The sequence below is a fragment of the Gemmatimonadota bacterium genome, assembly GCA_040882465.1.
Lineage (GTDB): Bacteria > Gemmatimonadota > Gemmatimonadetes > Longimicrobiales > Gaopeijiaceae > JBBEBG01.
The window spans coordinates 1-21474 of sequence record JBBEBG010000009.1; the positions used below are offsets into that span (position 1 = coordinate 1).

A 21474-nucleotide genomic window follows, 5' to 3' on the forward strand; every position below is an offset into this window, starting at 1 on the left:
CATCGTCATCAACGCCCTGATGCTCATGCTCACCGCCGCGATCGTGGACGCGCTCTCCGTCAGCGGATTCGGAGCGGCGATCCTCGGGAGCCTCATCATCTCCCTCGTCAGCCTTCTCTTTTCCGTCATCCTCCCGGACGACAAGGCGGGCTGAGGGGCGCGGGACCGCGGCACCTCAGGCCTTAAATCGACGTCAGCCCTCAGGCGCCCGCGGTCGCGGGCGCCTCCCCTTCGGCCGACCCGGTGGCCTGGCGACTCTGCTCCCGCCCCAGCCAAACGCCTAGCCCCATACCGACGACCGCGAGGGGCACCGCCACCGAGGCGAGCGCCGAGAAACCCATTCCAGCGCGGACGATCACGCCATCCAGCCAGGCCGTCACCGAGTCCCCGCCCCGATAGACCGCCGTGTCGATAAAGGCTTTCGATTTGTACTTGTCCTCTCGGCTCACGATGGTGAACAGCGTTTCGCGAGCCGGCCGCATGATCCCGCGCTGAGCCGCTCGGAAGCTCGAGTCGAAAGCGATGAGCGCCGCGAGCGAACCGAATACGGCGAGACCGACGAAGCCAAAAAGGGCAACCGCCGGAAGGACCGCGAGCGTGATCGCGACGCCCAGCCTCTTCATCAGGTGGCCCGTAATGAGCACCTGCGCGACGAGCGTCGCCGTCTGCGCGATGGTGTCGATATTCGCGAAAATCGTCGTCTGTTCATCCACGTCCGTGGTCAGTGCCTCGACCATCCGGAGGCGCGTGAAATAGATAAAGGTCGCCATGACGGAAGCGAGCAGGGCGAAGACCGCGATCCCGAACAGATACTTCGACTGGAAGACGGCCCGGAACCCTTCCCATGCGCTTCCTCCGATCACCGTCCCCTCGGGCCTCGAAGGCGGCGCCCCAGGCGACGCGGCGGCGACCTGGCTCCCAGAGACGGGCTGGAGCTTGGCCACGACGAAGGCTTGAGAGAGCGCGGCGAGGAGGAATCCGGCGGAGATGAGGAGGAGGCTCGGCGTCCCGAGCGGCTCAGCCAGACGGCCCGCGAGCCAGGGTCCGAAAATCGCGCCTAGCGTCCCGCCCACCGCGATCACCGCAAAAAAGCGCTTGCTCTGCTCGAGAGAAAACCGGTCCGCCATCAGCGCCCAGAAGACGGCCGTCGCGAAGAGGTTGAAGACACTGAACCAGACATAAAAGACCTGTCCAGTCCTCTCCCCGATCGCCTCGGGCGCACCCACGAGAATCGCGTAAAAGACAACGAGGCTCGCGGAGAAGAAGATGTACGTTGCGGCAATGAAGGCCATCCGGCGGAACCGGCTCACTAGGAAGCTGAAAACCGGATTCACGAAAAGAGTGACGATGAGCGTTCCCTGAAAGAGCCAGCGGATTTCCTCGATCCCTCGCTGCATCCCCAGCGCATCTCGCGCTGGCCGGATCACCTGAAGTGCGGTGAGCACGCAAAAGAAAAAGAGACCGGCCGCGATGATGGAAGGAACCTCCTCACGGCGGACATTCGCGAAGCGTTGAAAGAACGAAGGGGTGCTTTCGGGCATCGGGCGCCTGCGTTGGGCGTGGGAAAAGGTCGGGGCTACTCGGTCGCCCGGAGGAGGCGAGGGCGCGGGTCAGCCTCTTCACGCCCTCCCGTTCGATTTTCGGGGACGAATCTAGGGCGGGCCGGAAGCGCAAGAAAGGCGCGGACGCGTTTCACGCTGGAAGATGTGCGCGACCCGCCCGCTCAATCCACTCGAGTGCCGAGCGCTTCCTCGCACTCGACGCCCCGCACCCGCCCAATTCCGGGCCCGCTTGGTCGCGGCAGCGAGCGAACGATGGAATGTCGGAGAATCAACTTCATGACGCGTGAGCCTGCGGATCCCTCGAGGAGCTGCTCCCGAATACCCGCTGCTCTCCAGCGAGTCCTCGCCGCGTTCCGAGCCATGGCCCGACGTCGCTCTGGGTAGAGCTTAGCCATCCCCTCTTCCACCCCTCGATCACGCCCCACTGCCTCGCGGTCATTCTCGTCGCTCGAGCGTTCGGCAGGGATCAGAGTGCGCTCGGCATGGGGCGTCGCTTCACGCATTCCACGATGCGCGATCTCGTTCCTGTCCTAGCGGAGTTTCTTGGTGGGCCTATCGCTTGGCCGTACGACTCCACTAGTCCTATCCATGTGACCTTCTTACCATGCGTTGGTCGTCCAGATGATTGCCGCGCTACACCGCCCAAGAAAGTTCGGTGGTCGCATGGCCTAGCCACGCGGACCGTCCAGCAAGTCCTGCGGGAGCTCGTCGTAGTCACGGTAGACCTCGATGGCGCGCACAGCCCTCACGGGAAGCGCCATGTCCAGGGAGAGGCCGTCCATAATCGTCCGAACTCCACCGGCGCTACCAAATCCCTGAACGCCCGGAGTCATGAGGGTTCGACCTCTGGAGAACGCGATCGGAATCGGATTGAAGTCCAAGAAGATCGCAAGGCACCCTGAACCAATTCGGTGCACTTGCGTGGGGCCTCCCATGATTCCCCGCATTGGATCGCCGGGCACAACAATCAGTCCGGGGACGGTCCTAAAGACGTCCGTTGTTTCTATAGGCTCGAGAAGGGCTATGTGGACCGGATCGAAGCACGTCCCATCGTACTGCGCGCACCGATTCGCAAACTCGTCCCGTCCGAGCCGGCTGCGCGAACGAAAATCGACCGACAGTGGGGCAAGCAATACGGCTTCGGCACTGATTCGAAACGTGACCTCAATGGTTTCAGAGGGCCGTAGATCGAAAGGTGGGGAATCCGTGGCCGGGTAGCCGATTCTGGAGACGCGAAGAAAGTAATCGCCCGGCTCTGCCACCTGAAACTCGAATGTCCCGAGCGAATCCGCGAACGCGGTGCCGACGGCTCCGCCCCGTGACTGCCGGAGGACGATCTGAGCTGCGGGCACGGGTTCACCCGTCGCATCGTCCAAGACTGTACCGCGGACCATCTGACTGTCTTGGGAATAGGACACCCTCGGGACGAGGGAGCCCATCAGAGCGAGACCAACGAGGGCCAAGTGTCCGCGCATGATATATCCTCGTGGGGGATTCCGCGGCGCACGATTAGACTTGAACGTGCCTGTTGAATGTAACTCTGGCCGTCCCATCCGCGCGGACGCCCGATCGAAATCCCGCCGCATCGAGCCGAGCACCTCGTCCGCCCGCGCCTTCACCGCACGAAGCGGATGATCCACGATGAAGGCCACGAGAAAGGACCTCCAAATTTACCTTCCCGGCCCTCCATCCGGCACCGCCGGATCAGGACTTTTTCAGCGACCTGCTAGGAAGCTGAAAACCGGATTCACGAAAAGAGTGACGATGAGCGTTCCCTGAAAGAGCCAGCGGATTTCCTCGATCCCTCGCTGCATCCCCAGCGCATCTCGCGCTGGCCGGATCACCTGAAGTGCGGTGAGCACGCAAAAGAAAAAGAGACCGGCCGCGATGATGGAAGGAACCTCCTCACGGCGGACATTCGCGAAGCGTTGAAAGAACGAAGGGGTGCTTTCGGGCATCGGGCGCCTGCGTTGGGCGTGGGAAAAGGTCGGGGCTACTCGGTCGCCCGGAGGAGGCGAGGGCGCGGGTCAGCCTCTTCACGCCCTCCCGTTCGATTTTCGGGGACGAATCTAGGGCGGGCCGGAAGCGCAAGAAAGGCGCGGACGCGTTTCACGCTGGAAGATGTGCGCGACCCACCCGCTCAATCCACTCGAGTGCCGAGCGCTTCCTCGCACTCGACCTCCCGCACCCGCCCAATTCCGGCGCCTGCTGGACCTCTCCGGACCCCCACCGTATCTTCGCTCCCGTTTCCGGGACGGGTTTTGAGTTTCCTGGTCCTGATCCGGATCCTTTCGAGCCTCAGTCCATCTCGGTCTCCTAACCGGAGAGGAAGACGCCCGTGCAACGGAGAGCCCTCGTTTCCTGTCTCGCGGCGGCCTGGACCTTGGGCGTCGCACCCCCTCTCCTCGGCCAGATGAATGGGGAGGTCGATGCCGGTACGACGGCGTGGATGCTGGTCTCCACTGCACTCGTCCTCCTGATGATTCCGGGGTTGGCCATGTTCTATGGTGGGCTGGTTCGCACCAAGAACGTCCTCGGGACGATGATGCACTCCTTCGTGCCCCTCGCCATCATCGGGGTGCTCTGGCCGGTCGTCGGGTACGCCCTCACCTTCGGGGAAGGCATTCTCGGCGGGGTCATCGGGTGGAATTCCGACTACTTCCTCCTGATGGGGATCGATACGACGGTCACGAATGGGGTGCCGGAGTACGTGCTCGCGATGTTCCAGGGAAAATTTGCGATCATCACTCCCGCGCTCATCAGTGGTGCCATCGCCGAGCGGGTGTATCTGCGCGGCTACTCCCTCTTCATCGTCCTCTGGTTCCTCTTCGTCTATGCTCCCCTCTGCCACTGGGTATGGGGACCTGGGGGGTGGCTCCTCGAACGCGGCCTCATCGATCTGGCGGGGGGTACCGTGATCCACGTATCAGCGGGCTTCAGCGCGCTCGCTGCGGCCCTTTTCCTGGGACGCCGCAAAGGGTACCCCGACACCGCCATGCTCCCCAACAATCTCGTCATGACCATGATGGGGGCGGGGCTTCTCTGGGTGGGTTGGTTCGGATTCAACGCCGGATCGACGGTGCAGAGCGGAATGGATACGGCGCGCGCGCTCACGATGACGCAGATTTCCGCGGCCTCCGGCGCTCTCACCTGGCTGATCATCGAGGCCCTCGAGTTTCGGCGGGCGACCGCCCTCGGTTTCGTCTCTGGGATCCTGGCCGGTCTCGTCGCGATCACACCGGCGGCAGGAGTCGTGCACCCGGCCGGGGCGCTCGTCCTTGGCGCGATCTCCTCCGGCGCGTGTTACCTGGCACTCAAGGCGAAGGCCCGGCTCGGGTATGACGACAGCCTGGACTGCTTCGGCATCCATGGAGTCGGAAGTGGCCTCGGCGTCCTCCTCTTGGTCTTCTTCATCCGATCGGAGTGGCGGGCCGCAGCCGGCACCGACTGGACCGTCACCGGTCAGCTCGTGACCCAGATCATCGGTGTGGCCACGACGATCGTCCTCGCCACCGTCGGCACGCTCCTGATCTGTCTGTTGGTCGAGAAGACGGTCGGGTTCCGTCTCAGTGACCGTGAGGAGAAAGCCGGCCTCGACCACGTGGTCCATGGAGAGACCGGCTACGGTCTGATGAACCTCAACTAGTCCGGGGCGCCGCCCCGGGAGAGCCGACCTATGAAAATGATCACCGCCATCATCCGCGGCGAGCGGCTGGATGAGGTCCGCGAGGCGCTCGTTGCCGCCGGAATCAGCCGGATCACGGTGAGCCGCTGCACCGGCCACGGACGCGCCGTCGAGGCCGGCCTCTACCGAGGGCAGGAGACCGTGCCAAACCTGACCCCGCGAGTGAGGCTGGACATCGCCGTCAACGACGAGTTCATGGAGATCACAATCGATACCGTCCAGCGAGCGGCGAGGACGACCGAAGCCGGCTCGATCGGGGACGGGAAGATCTTCGTCACCGAGTTGCTCCTCTGCGTCCGGATCTCGGATGGGGAACGGGGAGGCGGGGCGATCTGAATCGCCCTCCTCATCCGTCGTTACGGCCTGACGTGTTTCCTCAGGGCGCGAGGGCCGACCTCCGCTCCGTAGACGTTCCCCTCGTTGTCGACCGCGACCCCTTCGGCGGCGGTCGTGCCCGCTTCGTCCTGATTGAGCTCGGGATCGGGGATGAACTCGAGAACCTGCGAGGTGGCGATGTCCATCACCCGGATGCCTCGCTTGAAGCCGGGGTTGCTCTCCGAGTCGGACTCGGAGTCGGCCACGTATAGGCGGCCGTTCCAGATCGCGAGACCGCTGGCGCGTCCGAGGTGGAGATAGTCCCGGATGAAATTGCCGTCCTGGTCGAAGACCTGGACCCGGCGATTGCTCCGATCCCCCACATAGAGCAGCCCCTCGTCGTCCATGGCGAGGGCGTGCGGGGTGCGAAACTGTCCCTCCTCGGCCCCCGTCTCGCCCCATTCCATCAGATAGGTGCCGTCCGGCGCGTACTTCACGATGCGATTGTTGCCGCTCGAGGGGTGACCGTCCGCGACGAAGATGTTGCCGTTCGGGGCGACCAGGACGTCGTTCGGCTGGTCGAGCGTGGTCTCCGTGCGGCCGGCGACACCGGCCGTTCCCAGGCGCAGGAGGACCTCGCCGTCCGGACTGAATTTGATGACCTGATGGCCGCGGCCGTTCGCTCCTCGGGCATCCGCGATCCAGACATTTCCCTGTTGGTCGACGTCGATCCCGTGCGGCCACTCGATCATTCCGCCGCCCCACTGTCGAAGGATCCGGCCCTCCTTGTCGAACTGGAAGACGATGTGCGCGGTGAACTCGGCAGGGCAGGCGTTGGCCCCGCAGCGGTCCACCGCCCAGATCGTCTCACCGTCGGGGGAGACGGCCACGGCGCTCGTGGCGCCCCAGGATCGCCCGTCCGGGAGGGCGGCCCAAACGTCGGGGACGGTCCGATAGGGGTTGGGGAAGCTGTTCTGGGCGTGGGCCGGCGCGACGCCCGCAGCCAGCGAGAGGCCGACGGCGGTCATCACGACTCCCGCCCGCATGGTTCGCAACATGGACACCTCCGGTGACGGGTTCATGGTAGGACGGTACGTTCCGAATCGACCTTCCACAACCGAGCGGTTCAGTCCTTGGAGGCGGTCCAGTTTTGAATTCGAAGTGCAGCCGCAAGGGAGCGATTCATGAGCAGAGGACGTCGTAAGCCGGGAGGGCGGCAACCGGGGCCCTCGAAAAGAGAGAATCCCACGAAGCGCCCGGTGGCGCCCCCTCGTCCGCCGCCTCGCACACGCCCGTCCTCGCCCTCGCCCGCGCGTCGCGAGAATTAAAGCGCGACTCCCTCTGAGGTTCGGGACGAGGGCGGGGAAACCCGCGGATTGGTCAGGTGGCCCCGGTCCGCTTCCGCGAAACCGACGGAGACGACTACCTCGCGTTCCGCGTGAACGATCGCGGGACGGTCACCCACCGCTTCACCCGCACTTGGCGAGGCCGTTGGCGAATTTCATCCAGGCTGCACTACACCGCGATCACGCTCAGCGGACTCGCTCTCGTCATCCTCCTGGCCCGCCACGGCCTTATCCCGCCCGTCTGGTAACGCAACGCGTGTCGCTTCGGCTGCACCTCAAGGAGCTTGGAGCGACCCTCCTGGCGGAAGTCCACTCGGCACCCGGTCGGGAACGGTTCGATCGAACTCCGTGTCGGTCAGGGCGTCGAAGAAGGCGAGCATGTCCCGGATGTCCGCCTCGGTGAAGTCGTTCAGGAACCGGAGGTCCCAGTCGAGCGAGGCGGACGGGGCGCCGCTCACGATGTCGGTTGGGCGGCGCGGCTGGTCGGAGACGTGAGGATTCTCGGAGCTACGCCGATCGTAGAAGCGAAGCACATCTTCGAGCGTTTCGATCGTCCCGTTGTGCATGTAAGGCGAGGTCAGCGCGACGTTGCGCAGCGATGGAGTTCGGAACCGAAAATACCCAGCCCCTTCGTCCGGAGTCGGGACCAGGGGATGCTCCGGCACTCCCTCGGCATGGAGCCGGAAGTCCGAGAGAAGTGGACCGTTGTGACAGAAATTGCAGCTCGCGGCATCGAAGGCCCACATACCGCGGACCTGCTCGGGAGTCATCGCATCGCGCTCCCCCGCCTGATAACGATCGAAGGGCGAGTTCACGGCGACGAGACTTCGTTGGAAGGCGGCCATCGCTTCGGCCAGCCGCTCGGCGGTGATGTCGGCGTCCCCGCCGAAGGCTCCCGCGAACAACTCGACGTACTCCGGGATCGCGCGGAGTCGCGCGACGATGGAGTCGACCGCCACTTCCTCGGGAAAAGCGTCTCCCCGCATCTCCTCGCGCACCTTGAGCGGCTCGAGCGCCTGCAACTCGAGACCCGAGGTCCGGTTGTCCCAGAACATTGGCGCCCGGACCACCTCGTAGTCCCGCGCCGCGTCCTGGAGCACACCGGCATTCACGACGGAGGCGCCCCGGGTTCCGCTCACGCCATTAAAGGCGGTGTTCAGAACCGTCTGTGAGTTTCGTGCGGCGAGCGACTCATCGCCGCCGGCCACAAATCGCCGGTCGGGGCCCAGGCCCACGGCTCCGATGCCGAGGGAAAGGGCCCGGCCATCCGCGTACGCGAAGTCGGGGTGGTGACAGGTCGCGCACGCCACGTCCATCGGGCCGGAGAGGATCGGATCCCAGAAGAGGAGGCGCCCGAGCTCTTCGGGGGTGATCGCCTGCGCGTCTCCAACGGACGCGGCCAGGCTCCCGGCCGGAGCGGCGTCGAGCACCGCGAACATACCGGTGCTGCCAAGAAGGGCGGTCAGAACGACCACTGGGATGGCGAGGTCTCGCTTCATCGACCGCTCTCGCAGGGGACCGGGTCGGCCGACTCTCGGCCGACCGAGGAAAGTTACTCGGGGGTGCGCCGCCGAGGGAGGCCCAGGCCGCGAAATGCCGCACGGCCTCGGACTTTCCCCTTGACATTCGACAGGAGTACTCCCATCGTGGCTCCTGTCGAACATCTAGGAAAGGGAGATCGCTTTGACCCAGTCGCAAATGGATGTCCTCCAGGGAACCCTGGACATGTTGATCCTCAAGTCGCTGAGCCTCGGCCCCATGCACGGCTGGGGCGTGTCGCAGCGAATCCAGCAAATCTCGGAAGACGCGCTCCGCGTGAACCAGGGCTCGCTCTACCCGGCGCTTCACCGGCTGGAGCATCGGGGTTGGATTCGCGCGGAATGGGGAACATCCGAGAACAATCGGCGAGCCAAATTCTACCGTCTCACCGTGGTCGGTCGCCGCCAGCTGGAGATGGAAGAGCGGGCATGGCGGCGATTCTCGCAGGGAGTCGATCTGATCCTGGCGGCCGGATGAACGCCTTCGCGGAAGGAGCCCCGACATGAGCCGCTGGCAAGGAATCGGGCTTCGCCTCCGGGCGCTTTTCTCGAGGCGTGCCATCGAACGCGACCTCGAGGATGAGCTCCAATTCCATCTGGAGATGGAAATCGAGAAGGGAATTCGCCAGGGCCTCACGGTCGCCGAGGCGCGACGCCGGGCGAAGCTCAGCTTCGGTGGTGTGGAACGTTTTCGGGAGGAGACCAGGCGGGCACGCGGACTCGCTCCGCTCGACGACCTCGTTCGTGACGCACGGGTTTCGCTCCGGCTGCTCCGGCGGAGCCCGGTCTTCACAATCGCCGCCGTCGGGACGCTCGCGCTCGGAATCGGTGCGAACACGGCGATTTTCAGCGTGGTGAGCTCCGTTCTCCTCAGGCCCTCGCCCTTCCCCGACCCCGAACGCCTCGTCATGGTCTGGGAGACGGACAGCGCCAGCGGGACCCGGCACGAGCCGGCCTCCTGGCCGGACGTCGAGGACTTTTCGCGGGAAAGCCGTACCCTCTCCAGCATCGGTGCGTTCAGAGGTTTCCCCACCAGTGTTACGCGCTCGGGGGAAGTCCGCCGCGTAACCGGTCTCGCTGTGACTCCCGGACTTCTCGAAACGCTGCGAGTGGAGACGATCGCCGGCAGGACCCTTCGCGAAGGGGACGCGCCGGGCGGGACGCCGACAGTCGCCCTGCTCGGGGAGGAATATTGGAGGGCTGAATTCGACTCGGACCCGGGCGTCGTCGGCCGGAGCCTTACGATCAACGACAACACCGTGCAGGTGATCGGCGTCCTGCCGCGAGAAGCGGACCTGGGGATCCGCCAGGTTCACTCCCGCGCTGACTACTCCGCGGACTTCGCCGGAGGGAATGTCGCGATTTGGCTCCCCCTCCTCCCCTCCGCCGACGCCTATCCTCGCGCCACGCATCCCTTCCTGACTCTGGCGCGACTTGCCCCTGGGATCGGAATCGAGGCGGCCCAGGAGGAGCTCGGCCGGATCGCCGCCGCCCTCGAAGAGGCGTATCCGGAAAACGCCAATCGGAGCGTCAACCTCGAGGCTTACTCCGAAGTCGTGTTCGGTCCGGTCCGCGCCGCCCTCGTCGTCCTCCTCGGCGCGGTATTCGTCGTCCTCCTCATCGCCTGTGCCAACGTGGCGAACCTCCTCCTCGCCCGAAGCGTGACCCGCGGCCGAGAGGTTTCGGTGCGCCGCGCCCTCGGGGCGAGCGCCGGCCAGCTCGGCCGGCAGTTCGGGGTCGAGGCCGCCGTGCTCGCGGGACTCGGAACGCTCCTCGGCGTGGCGCTCGCTTTCGCGGGCCTCGAGGGGCTCCTCGCCATCGCCCCTACCGAGATCCCCCGCCTCCAGGAGACCGGTCTCGATGCCGGGGTCCTCGCCGCGGTCGCGCTGGTCGGCGTCGGGGTCGCACTCGTCTTCGGGATGATCCCGGTATGGCACGCGAGGACTCTCGACCTCCACGAGAGTCTCACCGAGCGACCCGGACGGCGGACCACCGAGGGACGCCGGGCTCGCGGCTTTCGATCCGCCCTCATGGTGACCCAGGTCGCGCTCGCCGTGACGCTCGTCATCGGCGCTGGCGTACTTCTCCGGAGCTTCTGGCAGCTTCGCTCCGTGGATCCCGGATTCGACGCAGCCGGCATCCTCACGGCAGAGTATCAGCTGCCGGAAAGCAAATATTCGACAGCGACGGGGCCGGGATGGCCGGACATCCCGCAGACCAATGGCTTTCACGCGGCGCTCCTCGAGCGCTTGCGCGCCCTCCCCGGGGTGGAATCGGCCACGATCTCCGCGAATCACCCGCTCGACCCCGGCTTCACGAATTCCTTCACGATCGTCGGGAGGGAGGCGGAGTTCGGAAGTTATCCCGAGATTCGAATTCGCTTCGTGTCTCCGGGATACATCGAGACGCTTGGGGTGCCGCTCTTGAGCGGCCGTCCGGTAACCGAAGGCGACGTGGCCGCCTCCCCATCGGTCGCGATGATCAATCGGGCGGCCGCCGAGGCGTACTTCGGGGCGGCCGACCCCGTGGGCCAGGAACTCAGCTGGTGGGGAATCACCCGCCAAGTCATCGGCGTCATCGGCGACGAGCGATTCCTGGGGCTGGAGCTCGCGTCGGGCCCCGCGGCGTACATCCCCCTCGCGCAGGGGGCGAGGGGCCAGGCGACGCTGATCGTCCGCGGCTCCGGCGACCCTCTCGCTCTGATGCCGACGATTCGAAGCGCGATTGGAGAGATGGATCCCGGCGTCCCCCTCTTCGGCGAAGGGCTCCTCGGCGACGCGGTGTCGGAGAGCATCTCGAGTCCCCGTTTCACGGCCGTGCTGATCGCTCTCTTCGCCGGGGTCGCCCTGCTCCTCGCGCTCATCGGGGTGCACGGCGTGCTCAGCTATACCGTGGCGCAACGCACCCCGGAGGTGGGAATCCGAATGGCCCTCGGCGCGGCGCGCGGCGGACTCGTTCGGGGAATCGTGGCGGAAGGACTGAAGCTGGCCGGTGTGGGCGTCCTGATCGGGATCCTCGGGGCGCTTGCCGCCTCGCGGCTCCTCGGAACCCTGGTCTACGGGGTGGCACCGACCGATCCGGCGACGTACGTCGTCGTCGTAGTGTCCGTTCTCGCCGCCGCGGGCCTCGCAAGCCTCATCCCCGCGCTCAGAGCCTCCGGCGCGAACCCGAGCACCGCCCTCCGCGCCGACTAAGCCGCTTCCCCACACGCCCGTCGGGCCTTTCCGTGATGGAGCCCCGGTCCGGTGGTGAGCGAGATCCTCGGTTCCTGCACCGGAATGACGAGGAGAGCGGGCGTCAATCGACGGGAGACCGCGGGCGCGGGGAGCCGCCTACGCCCCCGCCATCCGCTTCTCCATCCCCGCCGCCCTCCCGAGAAGCAGACCCCGCTCCTTCGCGTTCTCGGTCATCGCGGCCGCACGCTCCAACTCCGTCTTGGCTTCGGCGAACCGTCCCAGCTTCGCGAGAATGTCCGCTCGCACCGCGGGAAGAAGGTGATAGCCCGCGAGCATCGGTTCCCCGAGGAGCGGGTCCGCGATCTCAAGTCCGGCCGCGGGCCCGAAGGCCATGGAATAAGCGACGGCCCGGTTCAACTCCACGACGGGCGAAGGGGTAAGCTGGGCGAGCGCGTCGTAGAGTGCGGTGATTCGAGTCCAGTCGGTCTCCTCGGGAGTTCGGGCCCGAGCGTGGCAGGCGGCGATCGCCGCCTGGAGCGCGAATGGTCCGAGACCACCCCGGGAGACCGCGCGGTCGAGCGCGGCGAGGCCTCGTTGAACGAGCACCCAGTCCCAACGAGACCTGTCCTGGTCGTTCAGGAGGATCGGTTCTCCCCCGGGACCCGTGCGCGCGCGAAGGCGGGAGGCCTGGATTTCCATGAGGGCCACGAGTCCATGAACCTCGGCCTCGTTTTCCATGAGACCCGCGAGAATCCGGCCCAGCCGGAGCGCGTCCTCGCAGAGTGCGGGGCGCAGCCAGTCGGCGCCGGCCGTCGCCGAGTACCCTTCGTTGAAGACGAGATAGACGACCTCGAGCACGGACTGGAGCCGGGCCGGAAGGTCCGTCGCCGGAGGGGGCTCGATCGGAATGCGGGCTTCCCGAAGGGTGCGCTTCGCTCGGACGATCCGCTGCTGGATCGTCGATGTCGACGTGAGGAACGCGCGAGCGATCTCCTCCGTGGTGAGCCCGCTCAGGAGACGAAGGGTGAGCGCGACCCGCGCCTCCGTGGCGAGAACCGGGTGACAGGTGGTGAAAATGAGGCCGAGGAGCTCATCTCCGACCGGATCGACCAATGCGGCCAGGATCTCCGCCTCGGGGTCCGCGCGGTCCTCACGGCTTCCGCGAGCGATCTCCAGGTGCCTGCGGTCCAGCATCCGATCGCGACGCAAATGGTCGATCGCCCGGCGCTTGGCGGCGGCCATGAGCCAGGCGCCCGGGTTGTCCGGGACGCCCGACTCCGGCCACCGCTCCAGCGCCACGACCAACGCGTCCTGCGCGAGATCCTCCGCGAGGCCCACGTCGCCCACCATTCGGGCGAGGCGGGCGATCAGCCTGGCGGATTCGATCCGCCAGACGGCATCGATGGCGCCGTGGACCGCCCCCTGGGCCGCGGGGTCGCTCATGCCTTCTTCGCTTTGCGGGCGATTTCTTCGCGAAGCCCCTCCTCCTGCGCCCGGAGCTCCGGCGTGAACTCGTCGCCGAAGTCCCCGGCCTCGAAGATCCTGCGAATCTCCACTTCGGCTCCGCCATCGAAGGGCGCCCGCTTCAGCCACTCGACGGCTTCGTCCATGGACTTCACCTGCCAGAGCCAGTAGCCCGCGATGAGCTCCTTCGTCTCGGCGAAGGGTCCGTCGATCACGGTCCTACGCTTGCCGTCGAACCGGACGCGCTTCCCCTGGGAGCTCGGGCCGAGCCCTTCTCCCGCGAGCATCAATCCGGCCTTCACCAGCTCCTCGTTGTACTTCCCCATCGCCGCGAAAAGCTCCGTCTCAGGCATGACGCCCCCTTCCGACTCCTCGCTGGCCTTTACGATCACCATGACGCGCATCGTTGAACTCTCTTTTCATCGGGAACCGCGGTCGCCTCCCCTCGTGGGATGGCCCCCGCTATCTCTACGTCGAACACGGGACCCGGAAATCGACATACCCCGAGGCGTCGATCCCGGAGCGCCTCGATCGTCGAGTCATTGGAGGACAAGAGAAGAGGACGCGCGGCCCTAGAACCGCGCACGACCACAAGCCACAGGAGTGAACCATGCGATTCATGACCTTGATCAAGCACCCGAAGGATTACGAAGGCCAGCAGGTGCCGCCGGCCCTCTATGAAGCCATGGGGAAGTTCGTCGAGGAGTACGCGAAGAAGGGGGCCTTCCTCGACGGCGCCGGGCTCAAGCCCCTGACCCAGGCCACGCGGGTGCGGCTCGCCGGCGGGAAGATCCAAGTCGTGGACGGCCCCTTCGCCGAGGCGAAGGAGGTCGTGGGGGGCTACGCCCTCTGTGAACTGGAGACGCGCGAGGAGGCTGTGGAACTGGCCACCAGGTTCATGGAGTTGCACCGGACGCACTGGCCCGAGTTCGAGGGCGAATGCGAGCTGCGTCCCCTGGAGGATGGCGAAGACTGATGCGGGGGCGCATGCAGGAATCCCGAGGGAAACTGGAAGGCCCGCACCGATCGCCCAGTCCCCGCTCAGTGCGCCGATTCCGCGACCGCTTCGGGCGCCGACACCAATCGGAGACAGCCAACCAGGATCAGCGCCGCCAGGAGGTTCATCCCGATCACGAGCACCCATCCGACCGACCCCAGTGCAATCATCGAGCTGGACACCGCGACGCTGAGCCCGAATGCGACGGTACACATGAGCGCGACCGTCACGAGGCGCCCCGCGTCGAGGGGCTCGGACCAGTCGAAGAGTAGGGCGGCGAGCGCGCCGACCGAGCCGAAGGCGATCAGGTGCACCGCCGTGAGGACGAGGACTTGGTAAGCCGCATACAGAAAGGCGAGCGCGCCGGATACACTCGCGAGGTCCTGGAAGATCGCCCCTGGGGCGAGTCCTTCATCGGTCGGGGAGACCGCTCCCGAGAGGGCGAGCGGGGTGGCGAGCGGCGTGAAGCGCACCGCATCCAGTAGGAAGAACGAGAGTTCGAGGGCGACGGCGGCGATGGCTCCCGCCTCGGCTCCGTGAACTGCACGATCGTAAGCACTCATGAAGTCCTCCCCCAAACGGGTTCGCCCTCAGGCGCTCACGGACTCGCGATCACACCGTCCGGCCTGCGTCGGTGCGGCAACTCCCCTCTTCAAGTATCCCTTACCGGCTGGAATCGCAAGTTGGACCATCCACTTTGGACGGTGGCGCGAATCCGTCAGTAGATCGGGATGTCCGGATCCACATCCGTGTGCCAGGCCCGGATCCCGCCGCGCAAGTTCGCGAGCTTTCGAAATCCCGCCACCTCGAGCTGTCGTAGAGCCTTTGCGCTCCGTGCCCCGGTCTGACAATACAACACGATCTCTTCGGCGGTGTCGAGCTCGGAGACCCTCTCCATCAAGTCAGCCAGCGGGAAGAGTTCCGCGCCCTGAGGACCGAGGTTCACGATCTCCCACTCATGGGGCTGGCGCACGTCCAAGAGACGGATCCGGTCGCCGCGCACCAGCCGCTCGCTCAGCTCCTTCGCGGTGATCAGGGGAACGCCCTCATCCTCTGGAGTCGCCTCCTCGTATCCCGGGACGCCGCAGAACTCGAGGTAGTCGATGAGCTCTGTGATCGTCGGCTCGTCGCCGCACGCGGGGCAGCCCGGATTCTTCCGGACGTTGAGCGTCCGCCACTGCAGCGTCAGCGCGTCAAGGAGAAGAAGGCGTCCGACTAGAGGCTCTCCCGTCCCCAGGATCAGCTTGATGGCCTCGAGCGCCTGGAGGGAGCCGATGATCCCTGGAAGAACGCCGAGGACGCCCCCTTCCGCACAACTCGGCACCATCCCGGGCGGCGGCGGCTCCCGGAAGAGACAGCGGTAACAGGGGCCGCGGCTCGCGTCGAAGACGGAGACCTGGCCCTCGAAACGGAAGATGGAGCCGTAGACGTTCGGCTTTCCGAGGAGGACGCAGGCGTCGCTCGTGAGGTATCGGGTCGGGAAGTTGTCGGTCCCGTCCACGACGACATCGTAAGGGGCGATCACTTCCATCGCGTTGTCACTGGTAAGCCGAACCGCGTGCGGCACGACTTCGACGTGCGGGTTCACATCTTCGAGGCGTTCGCGGGCCGAGTCGAGCTTCGAACGTCCGACGTCCTTCGTCCCGTGCAGGATCTGCCGCTGCAGGTTTGTCGCGTCCACGGTGTCGAAGTCCACGATCCCGATTCGGCCAACGCCCGCGGCCGCGAGATACAACGCGACCGGAGAACCGAGCCCGCCTGCCCCGACGACGAGGACGCTCGCTCCCTTGAGGCGGCGCTGACCGGACATCCCCACCTCGGGCATGATGAGGTGGCGGGAGTACCGGAGGATCTCTTCGGGTATGAGCCCGGGAAGGGTGTCCATGGGTTGGCCTGTGGAGCCCTCGTCACGCGTGCGATCCGCCGCGGAAGGGCGGTCGTTCATCAGGCGGCGACGAGCTCCTGGACGTCCGATGACCCCTCGAGGCGGACCTCCAGAGCGAGCCGGTCGCGCGGATCGTTCGCAACCCGTGATACCGCCACCGCATGCCGCCCGGGAAACGCCGCTGCAAGCGCATCGCGAACGAGCGGCTCGAAGTCGCGGTACCCGGTCTCGTCATTCGGCAGCCGGAGCCGGTCGTTCGACTCCAGGCGAATCCTGGTCGCGTCGAACTTGATCTTTCCCGCCACGCGGGGATCCTGCTCGAGCTTCGCCGCGAATTCGAGCACCTGACGAATCGTCGCGGCGATCGCCCCGGATGCGCTTCCGTCGAAGCGCACTCGCCTCTGTGCCAGAATTCCGAAGTGTCCATCGGACCGGTCCATCGCGAAGTGGGCCTCGTGGCTCACGAGCACGATCCCTGGGCTGTCCGGCGCATGTGCGTAATCCGCCACGTCGAAGAGGACCAGATCGAAGACCCGATCGCGGATCCACTCGTGAAAGATCGGCACGAAGAGGTCGGCGTCGTCGGTCCCCTCCGGCTCGTTCGCGTAGACCTTCACGCACACCTTGAAGAAGCCGTCCACCGTCTCCGATCCGGTCACGGGACTTTCACTCCCGCACCGATTCCGGCGGCTTTGGCGGCCTGTGCTTCGAGGATTCTCGAGTAGCAGCCGTGCGCCGCTTCGATGAAGAGCTGGGCCTCTTCGACTCGCCGCCGAGCCTCGTCGCGATCCCGCGCCTTTCCGCCCGCCTCGTGTGCCACCTGGAGATACCCCCACTCCTTGGCCCCGACGAATCGATCGAAGAAGACCTCCGTGTCCACGAACTCCTGCTGAAAGGCGGGGAATACGATCGCGGGATCCCCCTTCGCGTCGGGATTGTCCACCTTGAGAAGCCCCTGTGCCGCCTGGATCATCGCGAGATATGCAAGCCTGGCTGCCTCCTGGAACCCGGCGTCCCCCTTCGCAAGATCGTCCAGAAGGACCGACGCGTCGAAGACCCGGCTCTCCGCATTGGCGAGGGAGAACTGGGTGAGCGTGACCACCTCTCCCGCGCACTCTCCCACCCCGATGTCGCCGATGGTGTATTCACGGGCATCGTGCCAGTCCACATAGAAGCTCGGATCGGCCTCGTATGGCGGCACCTCGAGCATGTCCTTCATCTTCTCCTTGATCGTCTTCTTCCCGACCCGCATCACCCAGTCACGGAACTTCTCCGCCCCCTCGCGCTCCGCGGAGTAGAGATCGAGGAGCCGGTCCACCGCCTCCGGGATCCGCTTCGAGGGAATCGCGCCCATTGCTAGCCCGTAACTCCCCGCGTTGTCGTCGAGCGCACCCCCCAGGAAGAGCTGGAAATGCGGGACCTTGTAGGAGCCGATGTTTCGGCTCGATCCGTAGAAACCGATGTCCGCGATGTGGTGCATCCCGCACGAGTTCGGGCACCCGCTCACCTTCACATGGATGTCCTTCAGAAGCGGATCGTATTGGAGTCCGCGGTCCTCGAACCGGTTTCGGAGCTCCGCGCTGAGCCCACGCGAGCTGGCGACTCCGAGCTTGCAGGTATCCGTTCCCGGGCAGGAGGTGACGTCCGCGATCGTCGCCGCTCCCGGAAGGACGAGCTTCGCGGCGTGAAGGTCGTTGTAGGCCGCCACGAGGTCCCGCTCGTGCACCCAGCGGAGGAAGAAGTTCTGGTCCACCGTCGTGCGAAGCGCGTCGGGCGCGTACTTCCTCATGATGTCGGCCAGCTTCCGCGACTGCCTCGCCGTGATGTCGCCGAGGGGAAGGTTCAGCGTGACCCCGACGAACCCCTGCTGGCGCTGGCGATAGACGTTTGTCTTGGCCCAGTTCTCGAAGCCCTCCGCCGGTCGGGCAGACCCGTCCGTCGCCGGTTCGGGAAGCCCTTCGATGACAGGTAGCTGGGCCTCGTCGAGCCATTCGTTCCAACGCGGGTCGTGCTCGAGGGTAGCCAGCTCCTCTTCGACGAGGCGCTTGAACTCCTCGATCCCGAGCTGCGCCACGAGGAACTTGATCCGCGCCTTGTTGCGGTTCCGCTTCTCCCCGAGGCGGGCATAGACGCGCGCGATCGCCTGCGAGACCGGAAGCATCCGCGCCTCCGGCATGAAGTCGAAGAGCTCCTTCGCGACGTGGGGCACGGGACCGAGTCCGCCCCCGACCACTACTCTGAAGCCCCTCTCCTCGCCGTCCGGTCCCTGACGCACCGCCGCGATGAACCCGAGGTCGTGCATCATCACCCGGGCGCACCCTTCGTGGGCGCATCCGGAGTAAGCGATCTTGAACTTCCGCCCGAAGTCCTGAACGTCGCGGTGGCCGAGAAGGAACCAGGTCTCCGCCTTCGCGTAGCGCGAGATGTCGAACACCTCGTCCGTGCAGATTCCGGCCTGGGGGCACCCGGTCACGTTCCGGACCGAGTTGCCGCATGCTTCCCGCGTCGTGATTCCCACCGCGGCGAGGCGGCGGTTCATGTCCGGAGTGTCCTCGATATCAATGAAGTGCAGCTGGATGTCCTGGCGAGTCGTGATGTGGAGGACGCCGTTCGAGTACTCTTCCGCGCATTCGGCCAGAACTTCCAGCTGCTCCGCACTCATCCTCCCGTAAGGAATCTTGATGCGCTGCATCCCGGGAGCGTCGAACTCGGTCTCCGGGCCCTTCGTGAGGCCCCGCCTGGGAAAGGGAATTTCTTGCGTTTTCGTTCCGTCGTAGCGCTGGCCGTTGTCGTAACGCTGGCCGTAGGCGCCTCTGCGGAGCCGGAGCTCCGCGAAGACCTTCTCCTCCAGCTTCCCCTGCTTGCGAAGCTCCATCTGCGCTTCGTAGAGATCGATCTCTTCTCCCATCTGGGGAGGGATTCGGTCGCCGAGGACCTCTTTCCAAGTACGCTTTCGTTCAATCATCGGGTTGGGCTCGGAGTGCGAATCATCTCAGTGGACCTTCCGGGAACGTGCGCGACCGCCCATGGCAGCCGCCGGAGGCTCCGCGGCGATGAGGCAAGTATCGTTTGAGGGTCCCGGCTCCGCAAACGGCGCCGGGGGGGAATTTTTCGCTCAAATTCCGTGGAGGCCGCACTCCAACCGGCCCCCTCCGCGCCAGCGGCCGGCGCGTTCGTGCTCCCCGTCGGCGACCGGAGTCGTGAGGGGCTCGTCGCCGATGCTCGCGTACCCCTGGTCGTGAAGGGGATGATAGGGCACTTCGTGGACCCGGACGTAAGTCCAGACGTCGTCGATCGACCACGCCGCGATGGGGTTCACCTTGATCCGGCTCGCGCGTTCGACGATCGGGAGCTCGGCCCGCGTGGGGGACTGGCCCCGGCGCCGCCCCGTGATCCAGGCGTCGAATCCCTCCAACGCCTCCCGCATCGGTTCCACTTTCGTGAGCTGGTGGAAGCGCTCGACGTCCACCGCCCAGAGTCGGGGACCGTGTTCCGCCTCGAAGGCGTCCCGGGAAGGCGCGGCCCGATAGGTGCGAAGATCGAGGCCATACCGCTCCGCGACCCGCTCGGCGTGCTCGAGCGTCTCGGGAAAGTGGTGGAGGGTGTCCACGAAGAGGACGGGAAGCCTGATCCCCTTTTCCGCGAGAAGGTGGATGAGGACCATCCCCCCGACTCCGAAAGTGGACGAAAGGGCGACCCGCCCCTGCGGGAAAGCCTCCGCCGCCCATTGGAGAATCTCCCCGGGGGCGGCGCCCTCGAACCTGCGATTCAGCTCCGCCACTTCTTCCACGGAAAATGGATGGGTCTCGACCGTTCCGCGAATCGTTGTGCTCATGCCTTCGATCTCCCTATCAACGAAAAAGGCCCCGACCTCATCAGAGGTCAGGGCCGAGGATCTCAGCGCTTCGGTTCTTGTTACGCCGCGCGCCTCCCGGACCGTCCCTCCGAAGGGATGGTCTGACAACAACACAGGGCGCAACAACAAGCGGTCCGAATCATCTTTTCCAGTCTGGCCCTCTTGGGCGGCGGACATTCCGACTTCAAGAGTTTACCGAGGCTCGGGGGGCCCGTCAACCCTCGGAAGAGGCCGCGGGGCGGCCCTTCCGCACCCTCGAAAGGAGCGCCGGACAGGCCTCCGGGCAGGGGACGGACCCCGCCCGCTCTGGCCGAACGTACGCCGATGCCGGCTCCCAGAAAGGGGTGCGAAGGCATCGATCGCCGCATCGGTCGCGGACCGCGGTCTCGATCTCCCCCTCTGGGAGCCCCTCGAGCCCCGCATAGATCCCCGTTTGGCGGGTCGCCGTCTCCCAAAAGGGAGTGACCGCCAGCTCCCCCCGACCCGCTAGCTCCCGGTGGATCGCGGCGCCCGGATAGAGTTGCCCCAGCGCCTCCCAGACCCCTTCCCCGTCGAGCCCGGCGATCCGCCATCCACGGGCGAGGCCGGGGGCGGTGCGGAGGGGACGGTGCTCCCCCGCGGCCGTCCGTCCGCCGAGCCCCTCGGCCGCATTCGCGTCCGCATAGGTTGCGAGCTCCGGCGAGGGCCGGTGCAGGTCCTCCCGGTGGCGTAGCTCGAACCGGTCGTCATCGGAAGCCGTAATCCCCACCTGGAGAAAGGTTCGCGGGCCTGCCCCGCCGCCCCGTAGCCCCTGGAGAAAGGTCTCCCGTGCGACCCGAGCGGGGGGATCCGCCGGGCCGAGGCCAGCGCGGGTGTATGCCTCGCCGACCCCCGCCACCGCCTCGGAGAAGATGGCGCGGACGACTTCGAGGATCCCCGGATGCGTGCCCACGGGCTTCGAGTACCAGACGGTCGCCTCGCCGAGGGTCGTCCGGGTCTCCCCGAGTCCGAGCTCCTCCGGAATCGTGGTCCCCACGTGCCACCCTTCGCCGATGAAGAAGGGAACGACGATGCGGTCAGGGGCATCGAGACCCCCGAGGACGCCGGCGATCCCGGGGGATTGATCCAGGAATGCGGAGACGACGTCGCGATAAATCGCCCGCCGCCGAAGGGCTTCGACTACGGCACGAGTCGTCGCCCCCGATCCGGGGTGTGTCTCCGTCCCGTGCCCGAGGACGACCAGAGCGGCGTCGCGCTCGGCTCCGGTCGAAAGGCGCACCGCCTCCCGGGCTCGCGCCAGGACGAGATCGGCCATCGCGGGGTGGGTCCCCACGGGGGGGCACCGACGAACGCACATCCAGGGTCGAAGGCACGGTGGGTCCATCCCGAGCTCGCGCGGAAGGACACCCTCGGTGAAGTATCCCTCGCTCGTGAAGAGGGGCACCACGAAGACGTCCCGGCTCTCGAAGAGGTCGAGCGCGTGGTGGAGGTAGGGTTCCTCCTTCCAGAAGGCAACGTGCACTTCGCCTGCGGCATGCGCGCCGCGGAGTCGCCGCGCGAGCTCCCTCACTGGGCTCGACGAATCCGCGCTCAGCTCGGAGCCGTGCCCGACGAGAAGCACCCCCGCGGTCAGCGGATCCACGCCGGCGCCCCCCCGAAGGAAACCTCTTG

Annotated in this window: 20 protein-coding genes; 7 read left to right on the forward strand and 13 right to left on the reverse strand. The window is 66.1% G+C overall.

All coding sequences use genetic code 11. The annotated features are described in order from the left end of the window. Positions 1 to 7: 7 nt before the first annotated feature. Positions 8 to 154, forward strand: a complete 147-nt coding sequence (locus WEG36_02960; protein MEX1256558.1) for a phage holin family protein — start codon at positions 8 to 10, stop codon at positions 152 to 154. A gap of 46 nt (positions 155 to 200) precedes the next feature. Here the strand turns inward: WEG36_02960 and WEG36_02965 are convergent, their stop codons facing one another. From WEG36_02965 to WEG36_02975, 3 genes are all read right to left on the reverse strand, one after another. Next, positions 201 to 1541: an MFS transporter gene (locus tag WEG36_02965; protein MEX1256559.1), complete on the reverse strand. Its 1341-nt coding sequence runs from the start codon at positions 1539 to 1541 to the stop codon at positions 201 to 203. A 689-nt stretch (positions 1542 to 2230) separates the two neighbouring features. Beyond that, a complete protein-coding gene (locus WEG36_02970; protein ID MEX1256560.1) occupies positions 2231 to 3037 on the reverse strand; it encodes a carboxypeptidase-like regulatory domain-containing protein in 807 nt (268 codons plus the stop codon). 240 nt (positions 3038 to 3277) lie between these two features. Continuing rightward, positions 3278 to 3520, reverse strand: coding sequence for a hypothetical protein (locus tag WEG36_02975; GenBank protein ID MEX1256561.1), 243 nt, complete (start codon positions 3518 to 3520; stop codon positions 3278 to 3280). A 455-nt stretch (positions 3521 to 3975) separates the two neighbouring features. On the opposite strand from WEG36_02975, the gene WEG36_02980 reads away from it, so the two are divergent. Next, complete coding sequence (locus tag WEG36_02980; protein MEX1256562.1) at positions 3976 to 5208, forward strand: ammonium transporter; 1233 nt, start codon at positions 3976 to 3978, stop codon at positions 5206 to 5208. 30 nt (positions 5209 to 5238) lie between these two features. Beyond that, a complete protein-coding gene (locus WEG36_02985) occupies positions 5239 to 5583 on the forward strand; it encodes a P-II family nitrogen regulator (protein MEX1256563.1) in 345 nt (114 codons plus the stop codon). A gap of 20 nt (positions 5584 to 5603) precedes the next feature. On the opposite strand, the gene WEG36_02990 is transcribed toward WEG36_02985, so the two are convergent. Beyond that, entirely contained in the window at positions 5604 to 6620 is a 1017-nt protein-coding gene (locus WEG36_02990; GenBank protein ID MEX1256564.1) for a peptidyl-alpha-hydroxyglycine alpha-amidating lyase family protein, read from the reverse strand. A gap of 326 nt (positions 6621 to 6946) precedes the next feature. Between WEG36_02990 and WEG36_02995 the strand changes: the two genes are divergently transcribed. Then, positions 6947 to 7156, forward strand: coding sequence for a hypothetical protein (locus tag WEG36_02995; protein MEX1256565.1), 210 nt, complete (start codon positions 6947 to 6949; stop codon positions 7154 to 7156). 27 nt (positions 7157 to 7183) lie between these two features. On the opposite strand, the gene WEG36_03000 is transcribed toward WEG36_02995, so the two are convergent. Then, positions 7184 to 8407 (reverse strand): cytochrome c peroxidase, encoded by a 1224-nt coding sequence (locus WEG36_03000; protein MEX1256566.1) that lies wholly within the window; start codon positions 8405 to 8407, stop codon positions 7184 to 7186. Positions 8408 to 8606: 199 nt separating this feature from the next. On the opposite strand from WEG36_03000, the gene WEG36_03005 reads away from it, so the two are divergent. Both WEG36_03005 and WEG36_03010 read left to right on the forward strand, forming a co-directional pair. Continuing rightward, positions 8607 to 8924: a PadR family transcriptional regulator gene (locus tag WEG36_03005; GenBank protein MEX1256567.1), complete on the forward strand. Its 318-nt coding sequence runs from the start codon at positions 8607 to 8609 to the stop codon at positions 8922 to 8924. 25 nt (positions 8925 to 8949) lie between these two features. Then, the gene (locus WEG36_03010; GenBank protein ID MEX1256568.1) at positions 8950 to 11640 is read left to right on the forward strand and encodes an ABC transporter permease; all 2691 of its coding nucleotides are present in this window, start codon (positions 8950 to 8952) and stop codon (positions 11638 to 11640) included. Between the two features lie 138 nt (positions 11641 to 11778). Here the strand turns inward: WEG36_03010 and WEG36_03015 are convergent, their stop codons facing one another. Both WEG36_03015 and WEG36_03020 read right to left on the reverse strand, forming a co-directional pair. After that, complete coding sequence (locus tag WEG36_03015) at positions 11779 to 13065, reverse strand: RNA polymerase sigma factor (protein MEX1256569.1); 1287 nt, start codon at positions 13063 to 13065, stop codon at positions 11779 to 11781. Further along, on the reverse strand, positions 13062 to 13490 hold the full coding sequence (locus WEG36_03020; protein MEX1256570.1) for a YciI family protein: 429 nt from the start codon (positions 13488 to 13490) through the stop codon (positions 13062 to 13064). Before WEG36_03020 ends, WEG36_03015 begins: the two co-directional genes overlap by 4 nt. Before the next feature lie 206 nt (positions 13491 to 13696). Here WEG36_03020 and WEG36_03025 point away from each other — a divergent pair, with 206 nt between their 5' ends. Further along, the gene (locus WEG36_03025; GenBank protein MEX1256571.1) at positions 13697 to 14062 is read left to right on the forward strand and encodes a YciI family protein; all 366 of its coding nucleotides are present in this window, start codon (positions 13697 to 13699) and stop codon (positions 14060 to 14062) included. A gap of 65 nt (positions 14063 to 14127) precedes the next feature. Here WEG36_03025 and WEG36_03030 read toward each other — a convergent pair whose 3' ends face one another. The 6 genes from WEG36_03030 to WEG36_03055 form a co-directional block, all read right to left on the reverse strand. Beyond that, positions 14128 to 14646, reverse strand: a complete 519-nt coding sequence (locus WEG36_03030; protein ID MEX1256572.1) for a hypothetical protein — start codon at positions 14644 to 14646, stop codon at positions 14128 to 14130. A 155-nt stretch (positions 14647 to 14801) separates the two neighbouring features. Then, entirely contained in the window at positions 14802 to 15968 is a 1167-nt protein-coding gene (gene moeB / locus WEG36_03035) for a molybdopterin-synthase adenylyltransferase MoeB (GenBank protein ID MEX1256573.1), read from the reverse strand. 59 nt (positions 15969 to 16027) lie between these two features. Further along, positions 16028 to 16627, reverse strand: a complete 600-nt coding sequence (locus WEG36_03040; protein ID MEX1256574.1) for a hypothetical protein — start codon at positions 16625 to 16627, stop codon at positions 16028 to 16030. Then, positions 16624 to 18933, reverse strand: a complete 2310-nt coding sequence (locus tag WEG36_03045) for a nitrite/sulfite reductase (GenBank protein ID MEX1256575.1) — start codon at positions 18931 to 18933, stop codon at positions 16624 to 16626. Before WEG36_03045 ends, WEG36_03040 begins: the two co-directional genes overlap by 4 nt. 150 nt (positions 18934 to 19083) lie before the next feature. After that, positions 19084 to 19803, reverse strand: a complete 720-nt coding sequence (locus tag WEG36_03050; GenBank protein ID MEX1256576.1) for a phosphoadenylyl-sulfate reductase — start codon at positions 19801 to 19803, stop codon at positions 19084 to 19086. 235 nt (positions 19804 to 20038) lie between these two features. Then, positions 20039 to 21445: a CbiX/SirB N-terminal domain-containing protein gene (locus tag WEG36_03055; protein ID MEX1256577.1), complete on the reverse strand. Its 1407-nt coding sequence runs from the start codon at positions 21443 to 21445 to the stop codon at positions 20039 to 20041. Positions 21446 to 21474 lie beyond the last annotated feature (29 nt).

Coding starts and splice junctions, on each gene's coding strand:
- WEG36_02970 (MEX1256560.1), bottom strand. CDS start 3,037: ATGCGCGGACACTTGGCCCTCGTTGGTCTCGCTCTGATGGGCTCCCTC.
- WEG36_03010 (MEX1256568.1), top strand. CDS start 8,950: ATGAGCCGCTGGCAAGGAATCGGGCTTCGCCTCCGGGCGCTTTTCTCG.
- WEG36_03025 (MEX1256571.1), top strand. CDS start 13,697: ATGCGATTCATGACCTTGATCAAGCACCCGAAGGATTACGAAGGCCAG.
- WEG36_03030 (MEX1256572.1), bottom strand. CDS start 14,646: ATGAGTGCTTACGATCGTGCAGTTCACGGAGCCGAGGCGGGAGCCATC.
- WEG36_02985 (MEX1256563.1), top strand. CDS start 5,239: ATGAAAATGATCACCGCCATCATCCGCGGCGAGCGGCTGGATGAGGTC.
- WEG36_03005 (MEX1256567.1), top strand. CDS start 8,607: ATGGATGTCCTCCAGGGAACCCTGGACATGTTGATCCTCAAGTCGCTG.
- moeB (MEX1256573.1), bottom strand. CDS start 15,968: ATGGACACCCTTCCCGGGCTCATACCCGAAGAGATCCTCCGGTACTCC.
- WEG36_03015 (MEX1256569.1), bottom strand. CDS start 13,065: ATGAGCGACCCCGCGGCCCAGGGGGCGGTCCACGGCGCCATCGATGCC.
- WEG36_03050 (MEX1256576.1), bottom strand. CDS start 19,803: ATGAGCACAACGATTCGCGGAACGGTCGAGACCCATCCATTTTCCGTG.
- WEG36_02980 (MEX1256562.1), top strand. CDS start 3,976: ATGAATGGGGAGGTCGATGCCGGTACGACGGCGTGGATGCTGGTCTCC.
- WEG36_02990 (MEX1256564.1), bottom strand. CDS start 6,620: ATGTTGCGAACCATGCGGGCGGGAGTCGTGATGACCGCCGTCGGCCTC.
- WEG36_03045 (MEX1256575.1), bottom strand. CDS start 18,933: ATGATTGAACGAAAGCGTACTTGGAAAGAGGTCCTCGGCGACCGAATC.
- WEG36_03000 (MEX1256566.1), bottom strand. CDS start 8,407: ATGAAGCGAGACCTCGCCATCCCAGTGGTCGTTCTGACCGCCCTTCTT.
- WEG36_03020 (MEX1256570.1), bottom strand. CDS start 13,490: ATGCGCGTCATGGTGATCGTAAAGGCCAGCGAGGAGTCGGAAGGGGGC.
- WEG36_02975 (MEX1256561.1), bottom strand. CDS start 3,520: ATGCCCGAAAGCACCCCTTCGTTCTTTCAACGCTTCGCGAATGTCCGC.
- WEG36_02965 (MEX1256559.1), bottom strand. CDS start 1,541: ATGCCCGAAAGCACCCCTTCGTTCTTTCAACGCTTCGCGAATGTCCGC.